The sequence below is a fragment of the Hyphomicrobium sp. DMF-1 genome (genome assembly GCF_027886585.1).
GTDB lineage: Bacteria > Pseudomonadota > Alphaproteobacteria > Rhizobiales > Hyphomicrobiaceae > Hyphomicrobium_C > Hyphomicrobium_C zavarzinii.
Genome location: NZ_CP115706.1, coordinates 4,391,349 through 4,410,893, shown reverse-complemented (window position 1 = coordinate 4,410,893; position 19,545 = coordinate 4,391,349). Strand labels below are relative to the sequence as shown.

General features: G+C 59.9%; 15 protein-coding genes. 6 read left to right on the top strand and 9 right to left on the bottom strand.

Annotation, left to right across the window (positions count from 1 at the left end; all coding sequences use genetic code 11):
• Position 1 precedes the first annotated feature (1 nt).
• Both PE058_RS20315 and PE058_RS20310 read left to right on the top strand, forming a co-directional pair.
• Positions 2–1,042 carry an efflux RND transporter periplasmic adaptor subunit gene (locus tag PE058_RS20315; protein ID WP_271029322.1) on the top strand — a complete coding sequence of 347 codons (1,041 nt, stop codon included), beginning with the start codon at positions 2–4 and terminating at the stop codon, positions 1,040–1,042.
• Positions 1,039–4,086: an efflux RND transporter permease subunit gene (locus tag PE058_RS20310; RefSeq protein ID WP_271029321.1), complete on the top strand. Its 3,048-nt coding sequence runs from the start codon at positions 1,039–1,041 to the stop codon at positions 4,084–4,086. The genes PE058_RS20315 and PE058_RS20310 overlap by 4 nt, the downstream gene beginning before the upstream one ends.
• Positions 4,087–4,365: 279 nt before the next feature.
• Here PE058_RS20310 and PE058_RS20305 read toward each other — a convergent pair whose 3' ends face one another.
• The 9 genes from PE058_RS20305 to PE058_RS20265 form a co-directional block, all read right to left on the bottom strand.
• Positions 4,366–4,554, bottom strand: a complete 189-nt coding sequence (locus PE058_RS20305; protein ID WP_271029320.1) for a hypothetical protein — start codon at positions 4,552–4,554, stop codon at positions 4,366–4,368.
• A gap of 185 nt (positions 4,555–4,739) precedes the next feature.
• The gene (locus PE058_RS20300) at positions 4,740–6,077 is read right to left on the bottom strand and encodes an ATP-binding protein (protein ID WP_271029319.1); all 1,338 of its coding nucleotides are present in this window, start codon (positions 6,075–6,077) and stop codon (positions 4,740–4,742) included.
• 22 nt (positions 6,078–6,099) lie between these two features.
• Entirely contained in the window at positions 6,100–6,870 is a 771-nt protein-coding gene (locus PE058_RS20295) for a response regulator (protein ID WP_271029318.1), read from the bottom strand.
• A gap of 96 nt (positions 6,871–6,966) precedes the next feature.
• Positions 6,967–7,329 carry a copper-binding protein gene (locus PE058_RS20290; RefSeq protein WP_271029317.1) on the bottom strand — a complete coding sequence of 121 codons (363 nt, stop codon included), beginning with the start codon at positions 7,327–7,329 and terminating at the stop codon, positions 6,967–6,969.
• 47 nt (positions 7,330–7,376) lie between these two features.
• Positions 7,377–7,883: a cupredoxin domain-containing protein gene (locus tag PE058_RS20285; RefSeq protein ID WP_271029316.1), complete on the bottom strand. Its 507-nt coding sequence runs from the start codon at positions 7,881–7,883 to the stop codon at positions 7,377–7,379.
• 118 nt (positions 7,884–8,001) lie between these two features.
• Positions 8,002–9,417: a multicopper oxidase family protein gene (locus PE058_RS20280; RefSeq protein ID WP_271029315.1), complete on the bottom strand. Its 1,416-nt coding sequence runs from the start codon at positions 9,415–9,417 to the stop codon at positions 8,002–8,004.
• A gap of 24 nt (positions 9,418–9,441) precedes the next feature.
• The gene (locus PE058_RS20275) at positions 9,442–10,884 is read right to left on the bottom strand and encodes a TolC family protein (protein WP_271029314.1); all 1,443 of its coding nucleotides are present in this window, start codon (positions 10,882–10,884) and stop codon (positions 9,442–9,444) included.
• Positions 10,885–11,715: 831 nt separating this feature from the next.
• Positions 11,716–12,573 carry a nickel/cobalt efflux transporter gene (locus PE058_RS20270; RefSeq protein WP_271030632.1) on the bottom strand — a complete coding sequence of 286 codons (858 nt, stop codon included), beginning with the start codon at positions 12,571–12,573 and terminating at the stop codon, positions 11,716–11,718.
• A gap of 28 nt (positions 12,574–12,601) precedes the next feature.
• Complete coding sequence (locus PE058_RS20265) at positions 12,602–12,874, bottom strand: metal/formaldehyde-sensitive transcriptional repressor (protein WP_271029313.1); 273 nt, start codon at positions 12,872–12,874, stop codon at positions 12,602–12,604.
• A 206-nt stretch (positions 12,875–13,080) separates the two neighbouring features.
• Between PE058_RS20265 and PE058_RS20260 the strand changes: the two genes are divergently transcribed.
• From PE058_RS20260 to PE058_RS20245, 4 genes are all read left to right on the top strand, one after another.
• Entirely contained in the window at positions 13,081–13,524 is a 444-nt protein-coding gene (locus tag PE058_RS20260; RefSeq protein ID WP_271029312.1) for a hypothetical protein, read from the top strand.
• Between the two features lie 130 nt (positions 13,525–13,654).
• Complete coding sequence (locus tag PE058_RS20255; protein WP_271029311.1) at positions 13,655–14,992, top strand: TolC family protein; 1,338 nt, start codon at positions 13,655–13,657, stop codon at positions 14,990–14,992.
• Between the two features lie 36 nt (positions 14,993–15,028).
• Positions 15,029–16,339: an efflux RND transporter periplasmic adaptor subunit gene (locus tag PE058_RS20250; RefSeq protein WP_271029310.1), complete on the top strand. Its 1,311-nt coding sequence runs from the start codon at positions 15,029–15,031 to the stop codon at positions 16,337–16,339.
• A gap of 11 nt (positions 16,340–16,350) precedes the next feature.
• Positions 16,351–19,545 (top strand): efflux RND transporter permease subunit, encoded by a 3,195-nt coding sequence (locus PE058_RS20245; protein ID WP_271029309.1) that lies wholly within the window; start codon positions 16,351–16,353, stop codon positions 19,543–19,545.

The following is a 19,545-nucleotide window of genomic DNA, read 5'->3' as shown; positions in this document are numbered from 1 at the left end:
CGTGAAAAGATCGCATTTGTACGTGCTGGTCGCGGGCCTTCCTTGTTGGGGGGCGATCCTGGCCGTTGCCCAAGAGGGAACGCCGACCGTCCTCGTTGAAACATCGAAAGTGCAAGAAAAAGCGTTCGATGAGACGCTGACCGTCTACGGCCGCGTGCAGGCCGATCCAAAATCCGAGGTCAGCGTGTCGGTCCCGCAGCCCGGTCTAATCAAACGGCTGTTTGTCCGCACGGGGGATCCAGTGATCCAAGGGCAGCCGCTTGCGGAATTCGAAACTGCGCCCATCGCGCGGTTCAGCTTCCAGCAAGCACAGAACGCGCTCGATCTCGCCAAGGCGGAAGCCGGGCGGGCAGAGGAGCTGGCGCAGAAAGCCATTATCCCGGCAAGTCAGCTCGACATTGCCCGCCAGAAGCTGGCCGACGCCCGGGCGCGGTTCGACGAGGAAAAGCAGCTTGGCGGGGAAGCCGCCACGATCGCGCTCAATTCACCGCATGAGGGAATTGTCTCGCAGGTAGTGGTGAGCTTGGGAGACCGTGTCGCAGCCGACAAAGCGATCGCCACCGTGGCAAGCGCCGACCACTTAGTCGTCATGCTCGGGTTAGAGCCAGAAGATGCCGCGCGCGTGAAGTCCGGTCTGAGCGTGCACCTTGATGCCGTTTTTGATGAACCTGTATCCAAAACCGCCACCATTAGCGCTGTTGGTCGCGTCATCAATCCGGCGACACGGCTGGTCGACGCGATCGCCACCATGCCGGATGACAAAGTGAGTCAACTAATGATCGGCACGATAGTCACGGCCAACGTCGTTCTTGGGTCGCATACATCCTTGGTCGTCCCCATGTCGGCGGTGCTCAAGGATGCCACGGGCGACCACGTGTTTGTGGTTCAAGCCGGCAAAGCCAAGCGCGTGCCCGTTGTTTCCGGGTTGCCTGCCGGCGAGAAGCTGATCGCGGTCACTGGATCTCTGTCGAAGGGCGACGAGGTGGTGTCGGTTGGCAATTTCGAGCTCAGCGATGGCGCGGCCGTCAGGACTCAACCATGACGGAAATCGTTCAGAAGGCCTTTCTGCGCCGCAGATCGCTGCTCTTCACACTCGCGGCGCTCATCATCGCGGGAACTCTCTACGCCGCTTATGTTCCGGTTGCGCTCTTTCCGCAGGTGAACTTTCCGAGGATTGTCGTGTCGCTCGAGGCCGGTGATCGGCCCGCATCGCAAATGGTCACGCTGGTAACGCGTCCGTCCGAAACCGCTCTACGGTCGGTTGTTGGCGTCCGCTCGCTGCGCTCGATCTCAAGCCGCGGCAGCGCCGAAATTTCGGTGAACTTTCCTTGGGGACACCCGATGGATCTCGCCGCGACGGAGGTCGGTGCGGCGGTCGCTCAGCTCCTTCCGTCGCTCCCTGCGGGCACGACCTTCAAGGTCCGACGCATGGACCCGACCGTGTTTCCGGTCGCGGCGATGAGCTTTATCTCGACGTCCATCGCACCAGTGGAACTGCGCAACATCGTCGAATTGACCATCGCGCCGGCTCTGTCTGCGATACCGGGAGTGGCGCGCACGAGCGTGATTGGCGGCGCACTGCGCGAATATCAGGTCGAGATTGATCCGATGCGGCTCCGGACCTACGGCCTGGCGATTGGCGACGTCACGGCTGCATTGACAGCCGCCAATATCCTGCAAGCGACCGGTAAACTCGAGGAAGACTACAAACTTTATCTCGTGCTCTCGGATGAGCGCTTTCACGATCTTGACGCGATACGGCGTACGGTTTTGAGAACCGGAGGGACAGGGATTGTCGAACTTGAGGATGTCGCATCCGTCAAGGAAAGCGTGGTGCCGAACTGGACCAGGGTCTCGGCCGATGGGCGCGAGGCCGTGTCGTTGCAAGTGTTTCAGCAGCCGGACGGCAACACGGTCCAGATCGTCGCGGACCTCAAGGCCAAATTGGCCGATCTCAAGACAATGGTGCCGACGGGCGTGACGCAATCCTTTTGGTACGATCAAAGCGAACTGATTGTGGCATCGGCGACCAGTGTTCGCGACGCGATCCTGACCGGCAGCGTGCTTGCGGCGCTCGTCCTGCTTGTTTTTCTCCGAAGCATTCGAGTGACAATGATCGCCGCCGTCGTTGTGCCATCGGTTATGGCGATCACTGCACTCATACTTGGCATTCTGGGCCAAAGCTTCAATATCATGACGCTTGGCGGCATGGCGGCGGCGATCGGATTGATCATCGATGATGTGATCGTGGTCATCGAGTACATCGAGACTCGGTTGAGAGGGGCGACGATTGCCGAACGAGAGGCTTCTGCTGCGGCCGCGGCCAACGACTTTCTGAAGCCGCTCGTTGGATCGAGCCTCGCGACACTGATCATCTTCCTGCCGCTGGCGTTCCTGACGGGCGTGACGGGAGCATTTTTCGCCGCGCTCTCGCTGACGATTGCGGTCGCTTTGACGATATCCTTCATCCTGTCGTGGCTTGTTGTGCCGCTGCTTGCCGCCTGGTTGTTGCGGCCTGGTGATGTCCACGAGGAGGACGCACAGGAATCGCGCCGGGAGGGCCTCTGGGCCCGCACAGTCTCGACGGCGCAGCGATGGCCAATGGTGGTCGCCGCATCGATCCTACCGCTGGCGGCCGCCGGATATTTGGTCACGACTAAGCTTGCATCCGGCTTTTTACCGCCGATGGATGAAGGTGGGTTTGTACTCGACTACAAGACACCGCCCGGCACGTCGCTCACGGAGACGGATCGCTTGTTGCAACAGGTCGAGGCCATCCTGCGGGCGACGACTGAAGTTGCGACCTATTCCCGGCGCACCGGCGCCGCGCTCGGCGGCGGGTTGACGGAACCCAACGAAGGGGATTTCTTCATTCGCCTCAAGCCACCGCCACGCAAACCTATTCATGCCGTAATGGCAGACATCCGGACACAGATTAGGATCCAGGTTCCGGGCATCAACGTCGAAATGGCACTCTTGATGGAGGACCTGATCGGGGATCTGACGGCTGTCCCGCAACCGATTGAGGTCAAGCTCTATGGGTCCGAAGCCGTCCTGCTGGAAGTCGCGCCAAAGGTCGCCGCTGTTGTCTCCTCATTACCGGGGCTGGTCGAAGTGCAAGACGGTGTGACCCCGGCAGGAGACGCCCTGCTCGTCAAGATTGATCATGTGAAGGCGGGACTTCAAGGCATCGATCCCGCCGTTGCGACCGCACAGCTCAATGCCATGATTGCCGGCGATATATCCACGACCATCGACGAAGGAGAACGATCCATCGGCGTGCGCGTCACGACGCGACCAACCATCCGGGATGATATCGCGCGCATCGGCAATCTCGAACTCAAATCGGCGGACGGCCACATGGTGCCGCTGCGAAAGATCGCGACAATCGAACGCGAGACCGGACAACCTCAGATCGTTCGTGAAAACCTTCAGCCGATGCGGGCCGTTACAGCCAGAATAGAGGGTACCGACATGGGCTCGGCTGCGGCCGCGGTGACGGCAAAGCTCTCGGAGGCCGGCGTTCTTCCTCGGTCTGTTAGGTTCGAGTTGGGCGGCCTCTATGCCGAGCAACAACAAGCGTTCTACGGCCTGATGCTGGTTATTGTCGCGGCGTTTGGACTGGTTCTGCTGCTATTGCTGCTGCTGTTTGAAGACTTCATGATTGCCGGGTCCATCCTGCTGATGCCAGTGCTGGCTGCGTGCGGCTCCATGCTGGCGCTCGCGGCAACAGGATCGGAACTCAACATTTCGGCCATTATGGGATTGACCATGGTGATCGGTATCGTCACCGAAGTCGCGATTATTTATTTCACGGCGTTCGAAGGGTTTCGAGCGACCGGCAAGTCGGCGGCAGAGGCATTGGCGCTCGCGACCCGGACGCGCGCCCGTCCGATCGTTATGACCACGCTGGCGGCGATCCTTGCCTTGCTGCCTTTGGCGCTCGCCCTCGGCCAGGGCGCACAGATGCAGCAGCCCCTCGCGATTGCCATCATCGGGGGCCTGATCCTTCAAGCGCCTCTCGTGCTGTTCGTGTTGCCTGCCATCAATCTCGTCTTTGGAAGATTCGAAACCCAGAACACATGATTTTGGGATGGTTGCTCGAGAGGCGGCGGAAAACTCATACGCGCGGTTCAACCACTCTCCCGAGGATCAGACTCGATCGACGCGAAGCGCGTCCATGACAAGTGCACTGGATACGTTAGGAAAGGCAGAGAAACCCTTTTTCTTGGAGCCTGTGCGCATGCTTGCGAAGCTCTAGGTCATACCCAACGCGCATCTTCTTACTGTTGTATCGTGTTCTCTTTCTGGAGCGGCGGTCAGGCCAGCTGCTGAGCTGGCCTGACTGACGAGACACGCCGGGTCTCAACTATGGGCATGCCGCTTCGCCGCCATAGGGGCAACTTTGGCGGAAAGCGGCTTTGCATGGTCATGAGGAACGGCATACGGCGTGCTCTTGTACGGATTGCGCCAAATCGTATTGGCCTCGGCGCCGCCGATGAGCGTAGCTGAGCCGACAGCAGCGGTTGCAATGGCAAGAATAATCCGGTTCATGTTTGTCTCCTGTGCTTTGCAGTTTAAGTCTTCAGACGCTCCGCAGCGAGATCGGTCTCGTTTGCAATGTCCGATGCACAGAAGTTAGGTAAAGGGTGCTACCGCGAGATTTCGCGAATGTTTCCTTTGATTGCAGGAGCGGTCGTGAAAATAGCTCGCGGCCCGGCATGGTTGGTCTTGAGGGCTTAGGAGCCCTCCACTTTCGCCAAAACCACCCTCACCAAGAGGCCGCCTTCGGGACGGTTCTTAAGCTGTAGCGTACCGCCGTGGCTTTCGATGACGCTTTGGGCAATCGTCAACCCCAGTCCCGTTCCGCCGGTATCTCGACTGCGCGACGCTTCGATGCGATAGAAAGGCGCGAGAACTTTTTCGAGTTCATCCTCGGGAATGCCCGGACCCTGATCCTCAATCTCCAAAGTGACGTTCTGCGGCGCGGCTAAGACGCGAACAGTTGCGCTTTGACCGTACTTCAGGGCGTTTCCGATCAAATTCGCGAACGCGCGTTTCAGGGCGAGGCGGCGACCGGTGAAGATTGCTTTGTCTTGCCGTTCGAGTGTCACCGCCAGCCCCTGATCGGCAAAGTCATCGCAGATCGTCCGGACAATGGCACCAAGATCGAGCCGTTGGCGCTCCTCACCGGTGTGATCGCTGCGCAGGAACTCCAAGGACGAGCCGATCATCTGCAGCATGTCATCGAAATCGGTCTCGATGGCGCGGCGCACATCTTCGTCGGCAACATCCTCTAGCCGCAAGCGTAAACGGGCCAGCGGTGACTTCAGGTCGTGGGAAATCGCCGCAAGCATGAGGGTGCGCTCATCAACGAGTTTCTTGACGCGCAGTTGCATTTCATTGAACGAAGCCGCCAGCTCGCGCACTTCTTTTGGGCCGTCGACTGGGATCGGCTGAGGTTCACTTGTGACGTAGACGCGTTTGGCCTCTTCGGCGCATTTGCGGATTGGTTGTGTCACGCTTCGGGCCATGCCAAGGGCGATACCCAAAACTCCAAGCGCCATCAGGGCCGTTGATACAATGATAGCTCCCCTGGAATTATGCGCACCGTCCAGCACTGCGATGTTGGTGTTCACCCACCCTCCATCGGGCAATCGCATCGAAACGAGGGTCAAATGCGGATCGGTGCGTGTGCCTGTTCCTTGTGCTGGCGTCCCGACGATGAGACCGCCATCGCGATGGGTTTTTGTGCTTTTTTCAATTTCGGACTGCAACGCGCTGGCCGGGCCGGTCATAACTGCGGGGGCTACAGCGAGCGGGACCGTGCTGTAGTGGACCTCCAGTGCGCCCCCCGACAGGGTATGCGCTGTTTCTTCTCTTTTTTCAGCCGGCAGCCGGCTCAGCGTCGATTTAATTGAGATGAGCCGCTCGGCCGTTCGCGCGGCATTCGTCAGTCCAACTTCCGAATCAAGACCCAACTGATAGGCCCATATGCTGGCCAAATGCAGTGCGGTGAGCCCGAGCAAAAGCACCGCGATGGTGCGCCCGGCAATGGTGTCAGGGACAAGTCTCATGCGAACTCCCGCCGCAGGCGTATCAGACGCGCTTTACTGATGGCACGAACATGTAGCCTGCGCCGCGGACCGTCTTGATCATCCCGCCTTCATCCGCACTTTCAAGCTTGCGCCGCAGACGGCTGATTTGAACGTCTATGCTGCGATCAAAACCCGTCGCGATCCTGTTGCGCGAAAGGTCGAGCAACTGTTCCCGCGTCAGAACACGCTGCGGGCTTTCGACAAAGGCTAGCAGCATATCGTACTCGCCCGTGCTAAGATCAATCACGACACCTTCGGGGTTGAGCAGTTGCCGTTTGCGCGTATCCAGCACCCACCCCTCAAACGCGTACGCGCCAGCGCTCAGCGGCTGAACGAGGTGCGGGGAAACAGAAGCTCTGCGGAGAAGGGCACGGACGCGCGCGAGCAATTCCCGTGTGCTGAAAGGTTTCGCGAGATAATCGTCAGCGCCAAGCTCCAGTCCAACAATCCGATCCGTTTCGTCCCCCTTAGCTGTCAGCATCATGATGGGGGTCGAGGATGTCTTGCGCAGTTCCCGGCAAAGGTCGAGGCCTGAAGGCCCAGGCAACATTACATCGAGGATGATGAGGTCAAACAGGACGAGTTTTAGGGTGTCGTTCATTTCACGCCCGTCGCGGACGCCCGTCACGCGATAGCCCTGGCCGCGGAGAAACTTGGCAACGAGCTGGCGAAGCTGGCCGTCGTCATCGACAATCAGAACATGGGCATCTGTGATCGAGGCCGGCGGCGCACTGGCATCGCGCTCCGACGCTGGAAAATCTGAGGGAGACATGCGTGTTTCCGTCGAGGCAACATCTGAAATACTGCAGATTATATAACAGCCTAGGCCGCTTGTCGGTCTTTCAGGCGGCCTGGGCTGCGTGTTTTATCACTTGCCTTTTTCGAGGCTCATTACGGTTAGCTGACCGTTGACCTTGTCCGCCGTGAACTTGACGGCGTCACCCGGCTTGGCAGCTTTCAGCAGCGCAGCATCCGACGCCTTGAAGACCATGGTCATGGGATCCATTTGCAAGTTTGGAATGGCCTGATGATCGATCGTGATCTTGCCGGCGGTCTCATCAACCTTCGTCACGGTGCCGCTAACTTTCGGCAGGGACGCGGCCGGCTTTTCTGCAGCAGGCGTATCTGCTGCCTGATGCATCGCGGGGTCATGAGTTCCACCTGCGCTCGCGACACCCGTAGGTCCGGCGAGAAGCACAGCAGCAACGGCCAGTGCGTATCCGATTTTCATGTCTTGAACTCCTTGTTTGAATTGATCTCGGTGCGTTCGCTATCGATTTACTTTTCCGACACGACGACAACGCCCTTCATGCCGGCCTCGGAGTGGCCGGGAATGAGGCAGGCGAACTCGAAGGCTCCGGCCTTCGAGAATTTCCAGACGATCTCTGTCGATCCGCCTGGTTTCAAGCGGCGTCCGTTGGGATCGTCGTGCTCCATCTCCGGGTTTTTCTGCATGGCGATGCGGTGCTTAGCATTCTTCTCGACGCTGTCGAGCATGAACTCGTGATCGAGCGCCCCGCGATTGGTGATCACGAACTTGATCTGCTCACCAGCCCTCACCGCCAGCTCCGGTGGATCGTAGGCCATGGTGCCGTCGCCCTCCGTCATCGCGACGGTGATCGTCCGAGCCGGCTTCGCAAGATCACCGGGTTCGCCCGCGGCAAAGACTTTGTGCGTATGACCGGCCGCTCCTGGTTCTGCTATGGCAAGCGTTCCGGCGAACGGCACACCTGCGCTTGCCGTCAGCGCTATCAAAAGCTGTGATCGCGTGATCCGCGTTCTCATGGACTTATCCCTCAACGAACTGCGCTGACTTCGCGCCAACGAGGGATGTAACGAACGCGCTCTACCGCTTCATTTCGCGATTGTTACAAATTGTTTCCACGCGTCTCAGAACGTGTCCTCAATGCCCTGAATGCCCGTTCGGCTTGACGGCTTTGACCTCAATTTCTGATGCGGGCCCGCCAGGTCCGGTCGTTGCTGCCGGTTCAGCCGGAGCACGAACGGGATTGGAAAGTTTCGAGGGATCGCCCGTCCACTTGAAGGCGACGGTACCTTCCGGATTCTCGTACCAACCGGGGTCCTTGTAGTCGTTGCGGTCAAGCCCCTCGCGTACTTTGACAACCGAAAACATGCCGCCCATCTCGACAGGCCCGAATTGGGCGAACCCGGTCATCATCGGCAGCGTGTTGTCGGGCAGCGGCATTTCCATCTCGCCCATATCGGCCATGCCGGCGGCCCCCATCGGCATATAGCCCTTGACCATCTGGGACATGCGCTTCTTCAGCTCGGACTGGTCGACGCCGATGAATGTTCGCAAGTCATGACCCATCGCGTTCATCGTGTGGTGCGACTTATGGCAGTGAATAGCCCAGTCGCCCTCGTAGTTTGCGTCGAACTCGTAGGCGCGCATTTGCCCGACAGCGCAATCGATCGTCACCTCAGGCCACCGGGCTTCGGGACGCACCCAGCCGCCGTCCGTACAAGTCACCTCGAAATGGTAGCCGTGCATGTGGATTGGATGGTTCGTCATCGTGAGATTGCCGAAGCGCACGCGCACGCGATCGCCCTTGCGTACGACAAGAGGATCGATGCCGGGGAAGACACGGCTGTTCCAGCTCCAAAGATTGAAGTTCAACATCTGCGCGATGCGCGGGACATACGAACCTGGATCGATGTCATAGGCATTCAGCAGGAAGACGAAATCGCGGTCAACGCGCATGAACTTCGGGTCTTTGGGATGGACGACAAAGAACCCCATCATGCCCATAGCCATCTGAACCATTTCATCGGCATGCGGGTGATACATGAACGTGCCGGACTTCGCGATCTGCCACTCGTAGACGTAGGTCTCGCCCGGCTTGATGTGCGGCTGATTCAAGCCGCCAACGCCATCCATGCCGCTCGGCAGGATCTGCCCGTGCCAGTGAATAGTCGTATGTTCGGGAAGTTTGTTGGTGACGAAAATGCGCACCTTGTCGCCCTCGATCACCTCAATTGTTGGACCCGGAGACTGGCCGTTGTAGCCCCACAGGTGTGCTTTCATTCCGGGCGCCATCTCGCGCACGACCGGTTCAGCGACCAGATGGAATTCTTTCCATTCGCCGTTCATGCGCGGTGCGAGTGTCCAGCCGTTCAAAGTGACAACCGGCTGATAGTCTGGGCCGCTCGAAGGAGCCACCGGAGCCTGTGTGGCTGGCGATGACTGGAACTGCGCTTCTGGGGCTGCAGCGTGGGCGGGGCGGCCCGTCACTTTGGCGGCACCCAGCAACGCAAGCCCGCCCGTCGCGACCATCATGTCTCTACGCGATACCGTCATCCTGAAGCTCCTTTCTCGATGCCGTCATCCGCCCGTACCCGCAGCGACCGATGCAACGCTGCCATCGCGTCCGCCGATCACTGCGGTGTGCAAATCGACTTTGGCCAGCCAGAAATCGCGCCGCGCGGTCGCAGCCTGCACATTCGTTTCGATCCGGGCCCGAGCATCGGCGAGCAACTGGAACACGTCGACAAGCATACCATTGTAGTTTAGCAGCGTTTGCTCGGTAATAATCTGGCGAAGAGGCAGGATTTCCCGCTCGTAGTGCCGAACGACGTCATACGTGCCGCGATAGGCCTGATAGGCCTGCCGTGCTTCGGACCGCACATTCACCGCTTTTTCAATCAACCGGTTGACGGCGGTCATATAGGTTTCTTCGACCCGCCGGGTCCGCACTTCGCCGAAGTCATAGATCGGAATCTGAAAATCCACGTCGAAGCCGCGCCAGCGAACTTTCTCCGTCCGCTGCGTCTCTGTGCGTATGAGCGCGGGGCCCGGTCCGAGCGTAAAGTCGACTTCCGTGACCTTGTTCGTTTCAACGCGACGAATGCCCCGAACCTCCAGCACATCGATGAATCGAGTGGCGCTCGTGAGCCCAAACTCCTTGGCCAGGATAGCGATCTCCATGCGTGCGATTTCCAGATCGATGCGGGAAAGCACAGCCTCGGTTTCAATGTCGTCTTCGACTTTCGGCTTTGGAGGAAGGGCGGGCAGTTTATCCGGTAGTTTATATTTGAGCTGCGCGCCCCATAGTCCAAGCGCCTGGTTGAGCCGTTCGCGCTCCAGGCGCTGTGTCAGACGCGCTTGCGCCAATTGACCGCCAACCTCAGCCGTGAAGGCGTGCTCGCGCGCTTGATCCAGCTTCGCCATGCCGCCCGTCTCACCAAGCTTCCTGGCAAAGTCTGACACGGTTTCGGCCGAGTTGACGGCCTGCTGCAGGAGGACCACCTGCTCGTTCGCCGCCACAGCCCGATAGTGGGCGCGGCGCGCATCGGCCGCGATCTTGAGAGTCGCATCGACCGCGCGTTTCTGTGCCTGGAGAAAGCGATCCTCCGCGATCTCGCGCCGGCGCGGCAAGGTCAAAAGGCTCAACACATTCTGCAAAATCTGGGCTTCGATCTCGATTGTCGACGGTTGAATGAGACGTGACAGCGTGACGATCGGTGAGGGTGGCAAACTCGCTTCGACCATCATGGCTTCCGACACACCAAGTTCGGTGTAGGCGGCTTGCAGGCCCCGGTTGTTCAAAAGAGCGATCTGAACGGCCGCATCGGGCGTCATCGTGCGCGAAAGAAGCTCGGCCACTCGGGCCTCGGCCGCAGCGGCGCCGTGCTCATCTTGGATTTTCGCGGCGGGTTCGCCAATCGCTGCAGTCGACAGGTCGCTCACAAGGCTCATGCCACCATCAGCCGAGAACTGCGCGCAACCGCCCAAAATCAAAAGCGGACTTGCCGCCGAGATCCTCATCAATCTCTTCCAAACGCTACGCCGTCTGCCCAAACCCATGAGCGATCCCCCCGGTGCTCTAAAATCTCGCAACGCCTTCCCCCGAAGGCTCCGCGGTACACTCACACCCGTTTCATCAATGTTGCATGCCCGGCATGGACTCCATGGGCTTCGGTTGCGCCGGGGCGGTTGAAGAATTCGGTGTTGCCTGCGGCGGCTGTCGATCCGCGGGCAGCGCGCCAGGAGGGGCCACCTGGCGATTGATTTCGCCCCAAGGCTGCGGCTCGACAGGCCGATAGCTTTTGATGCCAGCGGCAATCGATCGGTAGGGTTGGGCCGGGACAGGAACGGGCTCATCAGGCATTGGACCGGCCTGCGGCCACGCCGGTTCCCGTTCACCCCAACCTGTGAGGCTCAACAGCGCGAACAGTGCAATCCACACCCTGATCATGATGAGGCCGCCGTGCTTGGTTTGGTCGCCATGGCGCAAAACATCCCAAAAAAGTAAAGGTTGGGATCCACTTTAATCGGCCACCCCGATTCGGGGTGTTTCGCGTTTATTACAAAATGTTTCAGTGGCGTTGACGCAAAGCGGATCGCTGGAACCTGTAACAGGATGGACGATGCCGACAGCGTTGCAAGTCCCAGACTCAAGATAGCGTCCGGATCGGTTCTTACCCGCTGATGCGCTGGCGCTGTGATCACATACGAGGACCAACCGCGCGCCATAGGCTGGCGGAAGCTGATACTGACAAGGAGAAGTTACCGCTCGCCAGAGCGTTAGAGGGCCTTGGGCACCAAGCCGTGCGCGTTCGAAATAAAGGCGCGTCGCGTTGCACAAGCTTCCATATGTCAGAACGGCGCGGCATGAGCAGCAGACATCAGTGCGAGCACCCCCCTTACGGAGATCACGAAACCGATCAGAAACACGATAGACGCCGACACATAGGGAAGCCTATGGCTCCACCGGTCAAATCCTTGCCAGCGGGACCGCGCGTAACCGGCGCCCCAGACCGCTGCAAGACCGACGGCGATCAACGCTATCGCGAGTCCCGCACTAAACGCTGCGACCATGGCGATGCCCAGGGTGAAAGCTTTGAGCTGCAGGCAAATCAGCAACACCGCAATCGCGGCCGGGCAGGGCAAAAGTCCCCCTGAAAACCCGAACCATGCGATGTCGAGATTCGTGACCTCCCGGCCACCGCCAAAGCGACATTGGAGATGGCGCGCGTGGGCTGCTGCGTGCGCGTCAAGTCCGGCATCCTGGACATGAGGCTCGTGGCTGTGGTCATGGTTATGATCTTCATCGGATTTGTGATGATCATGGTTTGGGCCGGCTTGATGGGCATGATCGGGAGTGCGCAATTGAGCGGCGGAAGGCTCAAGACCTCCCCGCATCAACGCAAAAATTCGGAGCGAGAGCCCCATGATGAGAAGCCCGGAAATAAGTACAAGCCATGGCTCGGCCTTATCGAGAATCATTTTGTCGCCGAGATAGAGTCCCGCAAGGGCGATGATCCACACGATCAGCGTATGACCCGCTGCTGCCGTTAGTCCGAGCAGCGCTGCCTGGGCGGGCGTGCCTCGCACGGCGACGATGAACGCTGCCATCATGGACTTGGAATGTCCCGGCTCAAGCGCATGCAACGCACCCAGGAGTACCGCGAGGGGAAGGTAAATCCAGGGATTTGCTGCCCCGTGTTCGACGATGCTTGCGATATCCGGCAGTTGCGGGCCCTCACTTTACGTAGGTTTTGATGACATCCATCAACGCGCTCGCGCCGCGCTCGCGTTCGGCGGCGTTGGCAGCGCCGATGACGTGATCCTGCATGTGATCGTCGATCAGTTCTGCGGTCAGCCCGCCTATTGCGCCGCGAACCGAGGCGACCAATTGCAGAATCTCCGAGCAACCGTGTTCGCCTTCGAGGGCGCGCTCGATGGCTTCGACCTGCCCCTTGATGCGGCGCACGCGCCCGAGCAGCTTCGATTTCCCGGCAACGGTATGGCTCATTCTTGACCTCGATCTAAGTATAGTATAGGGGGGTACTCTATAAACGTCAAATGTCGCGCTTGAAAAGTCTTATATTCTCCGGGTTGTTGCCATTTAGCCTCATGGGTGATGCGCTCTCAAAAGATGGGCCGCGCACCTGTTGGCCCTCGCGCTCAGGGGTGGTAGCTCTGGTGGGTAACGGAATCGGTCCAATCGGAGCTATTCGCGTGTCGAGCCTGCGTCGCCTCGTCGTCGCTATCCTGCTGGTGCTGTTCGCACCGGCATCGATTGTGGCTGCGATGCCGCTGGTTTTGTGCCACGCCAGCGACGGTAGCCATGCTCTAGAATGGCGCGGCGGGACCGCCGACCACGCGGACACCACCCTTCATCATCATGGCGGTGAGCATGATGACGGCGAGCATGCCGGCGAATTTACCGGTTGGCATTCGCACGATGGCGGTTGCGACGATCACGCCATTGTCTCCTCTGGGACTTCCACGAGATCGGACAAGGCGTGCGTCGGCGCTAAGCCCAAAGCTTATCCTGCTGTTCTCGTGGAGCCGATGGGCGGCGACGTCCGAACATATCTGTCTGACGGCCGGTACTGCGCTCGAATTCCCGCCTCAAGCGAACGGCTTGAGCATCTGCGCACTGTGATTCTGCTGATTTAGCTCTCCGACTCTGATTGCCTGAGGAGGCGCGGCGCCGTTGTGCCGCGTCCAGCGCTCATGCGCGTTTGAGATCGGGAGAGCAAGGGATATGCCGGGATTATCTGGCCGCTCGATAAGGTTATGGGCCGTCGTGCTCGCGCTCGGATTGTCCGGGTGCGAGACCCGGCCTTTGGGAAGTATCGAGACGGAAGCGATAGCCAAAACGGCGGAGACCGACCGCGATCTTCCGCGGCGCGAATGGCCGGTCGTGATCGAGACGCCACCGGCCTCGCACGGACCGCATGCCCAGGTGGAGACCCTCACGCTGCGTGAGGCTGTCGGCAGGGTTATCAACCATAGCCCCGCCATCAAGGCCGCGTTCACGGAGATACAGGCCCGGCGAGGAGAAGAGTTGCAGGCATCTGTCAAACCTAATCCAGACGTAAAGCTGGATGTGGAGGATTTTCTCGGAGCGGACACGCGGTCCGGCTTCGAAGCCTCTCAGGAGACCCTGTCCATCGTACAGCTGTTCGAATTCGGGGACAAACGGGTCAAGCGGCTGCGCGCCGCAAGCATGGACACCTCCATAGCGGGTTGGGAGATGGAAACGATCCGTGTCCGCGAGATGCTTCAGGCCGTGCAGGCCTACGTCGAGGTGCTGGCGGCGCAAGAGCGCCTGGACGTGCTCCGCAAATCGGTGAGCTTGGGCGAAAAGGTAAAGGCGGCGGTCGATAAGCGGGTGAAGATTGGCAGTACGAGCGCGATCGAGCTCGATCGCGCCAATGTAACTCTGACGCGGGCCCGCTCGGCCGTTGTCGGCGAAGAAACCCGCCTATCCGGAAACCGGTTGCGACTTGCCGCACTCTGGGGAGCCCGATACGCCGATTTCACCCGTGTCTCGGGGAAGCTTGGCAACGGCACGGATGTCCCCTCCACCGAACGAGTGCTGGCCTATACCGACGGCAATCCCCTCATCGCCCGGTGGTCCGATGAAATCGGCCGCCGCGCGGCTCAACTCGATCTCGAGGCCGCGAAATCCGTCCGCGACTTCACGGTCGGGGGCGGCGTCCGTCGCTATGAAGATACCGACGAAGCGGCATTCGTCGTGTCTGTTTCAACGCCGCTCAAGATTTTCGACACCAATGCCGGCGCCATCACGGCGGCGGAGCAGCGTGTCGTCAAGGCGGAGCATGACCGTGAGGCCGCGCGGGTTTCCGTCACGGGTTCCGTGGCCGAGGCCATGACAAACCTGCGGGTTGCCGCAGCACAGGTTCGGTCCTTGCAACGGGAAGTGCTGCCTGCTGCTGAAAGCTCGTACGAAAAGACGCAGGCCGGTTACGAGCAGGCGCGCTTTGATCTTCTCAACGTTCTCGACGCGCAACGCACGCTTTTCGAGGTCCGCCTCGAACTTGTGAACGCGAAGGCCGACTTTGAAAAGGCGAAGGCGCAAGTCGAAGCGCTCGTCGGGCGGCCTCTATCCGAAATCTGAAGACGCGACGCGCTGCTAGCGCATGGAGCACACGAAATGACCTGGAAGGGCGGCCTCGTATTCCTGTTAATCGTTGCGGCGCTAGCGGGCGCCGTCAATTTAATCGACCCGTCATTCGTACCGGGCCTGCGCGGTACGATCCCGGCGGCCGAGACGCAAGGGCCCGGACATCCGGAAAAGGATGGGCACGGCGAGCACGATGCCGCGGAGGCAGAGGAATTCGAGCGGGGCCCCCATAACGGCCGCCTGCTCAAATCCGGGCGCTTCGCGCTGGAGGTTACAATTTTCGAGACCGGTGTGCCGCCGGAGTTTCATTTCTATGCCTATATGGACGACCGTTCGCTCGACCCCGCAAAGGTGGTGGTGGAGGTGAAGCTGTCGCGTCTGGGAGGGGATGTCGACACCCTTTCGTTCGAGCCGCAAGCTGACTACCTCAAGAGCACGTCGTCCGTGGTCGAGCCCCACTCTTTCGATGTTGCGGTTTCGGCCACGCATGACGGCAAGACCTACGCGTGGACGTACGGTTCCTATGAGGGGCGAACGACCATCACTGAAACCGCCGCGTCGGGCGCCGGCATGGAGACGGAGACGGCGGGCCCGGTCACGATTGAAGAGACGATCACATTGACCGGCAGTGTCGTCCTCAATCAGAACAAGACTGCACAGGTGAAAGCCCGTTTTCCCGGGGTCGTCCGGCAGGTGTCCAAGAATGTCGGCGAGATGGTGAAGCAAGGCGAAGTGCTCGCGGTGGTCGAGAGTAACGCCAGCCTCAACAACTACGACGTAACGGCGCCGTTCGACGGCGTGCTCCTCGAGCGGAATACGAATATTGGCGATGTGACCGGAGACGCGGCTATTTTTGTGGTCGCTGATCTCAGCTCGGTGTGGGCCGAGTTCCACGTCTTCTCCAAAGACCTGCCCCGCATCAAGGCAGGGCAAACCATACGGGTCAAAGACATCCAGGGGGATAGCGAGGTCGAAAGCACCGTCGCGATCTTCACCCCGGTCGCCGAACTCGCGAGCCAATCGATCCTGGCCCGTGTGACTCTGGACAACACACAGGCTCGTTGGCGGCCCGGTATGACGGTGCGCGGCCTGGTCGTCGTCGACCGGCACAAAGTGCCGCTCGCCGTCAAATCTTCGGCACTTCAGCGGTTCCGGGATTTTACTGTCGTCTTCGCCAAGGTTGGAACGACGTATGAGGTGCGCATGCTCGATCTTGGTGTCAGCGATGCGACATGGACTGAGGTAAAGGGTGGTCTCAAGCCCGGAACCGAGTACGTGGCCGAAAACAGCTTCCTCGTGAAGGCCGATATCGAAAAATCCGGCGCGAGCCACGACCATTAGGAGTAAGCGCTTTGCTAGAGCGGATTGTCTATATTTCGATCGCCCAGCGATGGACCGTGATGTTCGCAGTCATCGGTCTCTGCGCCCTTGGCGCCTACAATTTCCAGCGTCTGCCGATCGACGCGGTACCGGACATCACAAACGTTCAGGTGCAGATCAATACCGAGGCGCCCGGCTTCTCGCCTCTTGAAGCCGAGCAGCGGGTGACTTTTGCGGTGGAGACGGCCATTGCTGGACTTCCACGGCTGGAGCACACGCGCTCGATCTCGCGCTACGGGCTCTCGCAGGTCACGGCCGTGTTCGAGGACGGCACCGACCTCTACTTTGCGCGCCAGCTCATCAACGAGCGGATTCAGCAGGTCAAGGACCAGTTGCCAAAGGGGCTCGAGCCTGAGCTTGGCCCGATCGCCACCGGTCTTGGCGAGATTTATATGTACACCGTTGAGCCGAAACCGGGCGCCAAAAACGCAGAGGGAGCGGAGTGGTCGTCCACCGAGCTGCGTACCCTGCAGGATTGGGTGGTGCGGCCGCAGCTGCGCAATATTCCAGGCGTCACCGAAGTCAACACGATCGGGGGATTCGTAAAGCAATTCCACGTCACGCCCTATCCGCAAAAGCTCCTGGCCTTCGGCCTGACAATCCGTGACGTCATGGAGGCGTTGTCGAGCAACAATTCGAACGCCGGTGCTGGATATATCGAACGGTCAGGCGAGCAATATCTGATCCGTGTTCCGGGCCAGGTGGCAACCATGGACGAGGTGCGCCGGATCATCGTGGCGAACCGTCATGGCCTTCCGATACGCATCGGAGACGTCGCAGACGTTCACCTGGGAGAGGAGCTGCGAACGGGCGCCGCCACCGAGAACGGACGCGAGGTCGTCCTAGGAACCGTGTTCATGCTCGTTGGAGAGAACAGCCGCACGGTCTCGCAGCGCGTCAGCGAGAGGCTTGTCGAAGTAAACAAGAGCCTCCCGGAGGGGGTCGTTGCAAAGACCATGTATGATCGCACGACGCTCGTGGACCGAACCATCGAAACAGTGCAAAAAAACCTGCTCGAAGGCGCGCTTCTCGTCGTTGTCATCCTCTTTCTTCTACTGGGAAACATCCGGGCGGCTCTGATCACTGCGGCCGTGATACCAATCACGATGCTGGCGACCATCACGGGCATGGTGCAAGGGCGGGTCTCCGGCAATCTTATGAGCCTGGGCGCGCTCGACTTCGGGCTCATTGTCGATGGCGCCGTGATCATCATCGAAAATTGCCTGCGACGGTTCGGAATGGCGCAGCACGCACTTGGAAGATTGCTGAGCGCGGAAGAACGCCACAAGCTTGCGGCCGAAGCGACGGCAGAAGTCATACGGCCGAGTATCTTTGCCGTCTTCATCATCACCGTCGTTTACGTTCCCATTTTTGCCCTGACCGGGACGGAAGGAAAGATGTTCCATCCGATGGCCTTCACGGTCGTCATTGCGCTTCTTTCCGCCCTGATCCTTAGCCTCACCTTCGTACCGGCCGCCGTGGCGATTTTCGTAACGGGCAAGGTCGACGAGAAAGAGAATCTCATCATGCGGGGCGCGCGGCGGGTTTACGAGCCGCTGCTTCGATTTGCGCTCGCCAACCGGTTTATCATGGTTGGCTCGGCTGTGCTGCTTGTCCTCTTCGGCGGGTTGCTGGCCTCGCGTATGGGTTCCGAATTCATTCCGAGCCTGGATGAGGGTGATATCGCACTCCACGCCTTGCGTATTCCGGGCACCAGCCTTTCCCAGGCGGTGGGGATGCAGACGGCACTGGAATCGCGCCTCAAGCAGTTTCCGGAAGTGGACAGGGTTTTCGCGAAACTGGGTACTGCTGAGGTGGCCACGGATCCCATGCCGCCAAGCGTTGCCGACACGTTCGTCATGATCAAGGACCGTGCCGAATGGCCGGACCCGCTCAAGCCCAAATCGCAGCTCGTGGCAGAGATGGAAGCGGCTGTCCGAGAGATTCCCGGCAATAACTATGAGTTCGTGCAGCCCATCCAGATGCGCTTCAACGAGCTTATCTCCGGTGTTCGGAGCGATGTTGCCGTGAAAGTTTATGGCGACGACATGGATCAACTCGCCGAGATAGGGGAGAAAATCGAGGCCGTGGTCGGCAGCGTTTCCGGGGCGGCCGACGCCAAGGTTGAGCAAGTGAGCGGATTGCCGGTGCTCAGCATTCTCCCGGACCGGGCGGCCCTTGACCGCTTCGGCCTCAATATTGCGGATGTCCAGGATGTCATCGAGGTCGCACTCGGAGGCCGGTCAGTGGGCCAGGTCTTTGAAGGCGATCGCCGCTTCGATCTGGTCGTCCGGTTGCCGGAAACCCTGAGAACCGATCTCGATGCGCTCAAGCGCCTGCCGGTCCCGCTGCCCCTTCGGACCGGAGCAGGTGATACTGCATCGCGCGCGCCCAGTTATGTGCCTCTGCAGGAAGTCGCCACGTTCGAAGTGGCGATCGGCCCCAACCAGATTCAGCGCGAGAACGGCAAACGCCGCATCGTGGTGACCGCCAACGTGCGAAGCCGCGATCTCGGCTCGTTCATCGCAGATCTGCGCAAGGCCATAGATGAGCGCGTGACGCTGCCGCCGGGGCACTGGCTCGAGTATGGCGGAACCTTCAAACAACTGACCTCCGCGACCCAACGCTTGCAGATCGTGGTGCCGCTGGCGCTGCTCCTCATTTTCGGGCTGCTATTTACCGCGTTTAACTCCGTACGCGCAGCGCTCATTGTCTTCAGCGGGGTGCCGCTGGCACTCACGGGCGGCATCGCGGCGCTTTGGCTCCGTGACATCCCGCTGTCGATTTCCGCCGGTGTGGGTTTCATTGCGCTCTCGGGGGTTGCTGTACTCAACGGTGTGGTCATGGTCTCGTTCATCCGCAACCTCATGGCGAGCGGCCATGATCTCGAGCCGGCGATCACGGAAGGCGCGCTGACACGCTTGCGACCGGTGCTGATGACGGCCCTCGTTGCGTCCCTGGGTTTTGTCCCGATGGCGTTTAATGTTGGCGCGGGTTCGGAAGTGCAACGACCGCTGGCTACCGTCGTCATCGGCGGCATTATTTCTTCGACGATATTGACCCTGCTGGTCTTGCCAGCGTTGTGCAAGATATTTGGGTTCGGGAGACCGAAGGAGATCATCGAGGTTCCCGATCACCATACGCACCCCAGCCCTCAGGCGGTGTGA

Bases quoted from the DNA above. Each gene is read 5' to 3' on its own strand.
- PE058_RS20305 (WP_271029320.1), bottom strand. From the start codon at position 4,554: ATGAACCGGATTATTCTTGCCATTGCAACCGCTGCTGTCGGCTCAGCT.
- PE058_RS20295 (WP_271029318.1), bottom strand. From the start codon at position 6,870: ATGTCTCCCTCAGATTTTCCAGCGTCGGAGCGCGATGCCAGTGCGCCG.
- PE058_RS20250 (WP_271029310.1), top strand. From the start codon at position 15,029: ATGACCTGGAAGGGCGGCCTCGTATTCCTGTTAATCGTTGCGGCGCTA.
- PE058_RS20280 (WP_271029315.1), bottom strand. From the start codon at position 9,417: ATGACGGTATCGCGTAGAGACATGATGGTCGCGACGGGCGGGCTTGCG.
- PE058_RS20290 (WP_271029317.1), bottom strand. From the start codon at position 7,329: ATGAAAATCGGATACGCACTGGCCGTTGCTGCTGTGCTTCTCGCCGGA.
- PE058_RS20285 (WP_271029316.1), bottom strand. From the start codon at position 7,883: ATGAGAACGCGGATCACGCGATCACAGCTTTTGATAGCGCTGACGGCA.
- PE058_RS20275 (WP_271029314.1), bottom strand. From the start codon at position 10,884: ATGAGGATCTCGGCGGCAAGTCCGCTTTTGATTTTGGGCGGTTGCGCG.
- PE058_RS20265 (WP_271029313.1), bottom strand. From the start codon at position 12,874: ATGAGCCATACCGTTGCCGGGAAATCGAAGCTGCTCGGGCGCGTGCGC.
- PE058_RS20300 (WP_271029319.1), bottom strand. From the start codon at position 6,077: ATGAGACTTGTCCCTGACACCATTGCCGGGCGCACCATCGCGGTGCTT.
- PE058_RS20310 (WP_271029321.1), top strand. From the start codon at position 1,039: ATGACGGAAATCGTTCAGAAGGCCTTTCTGCGCCGCAGATCGCTGCTC.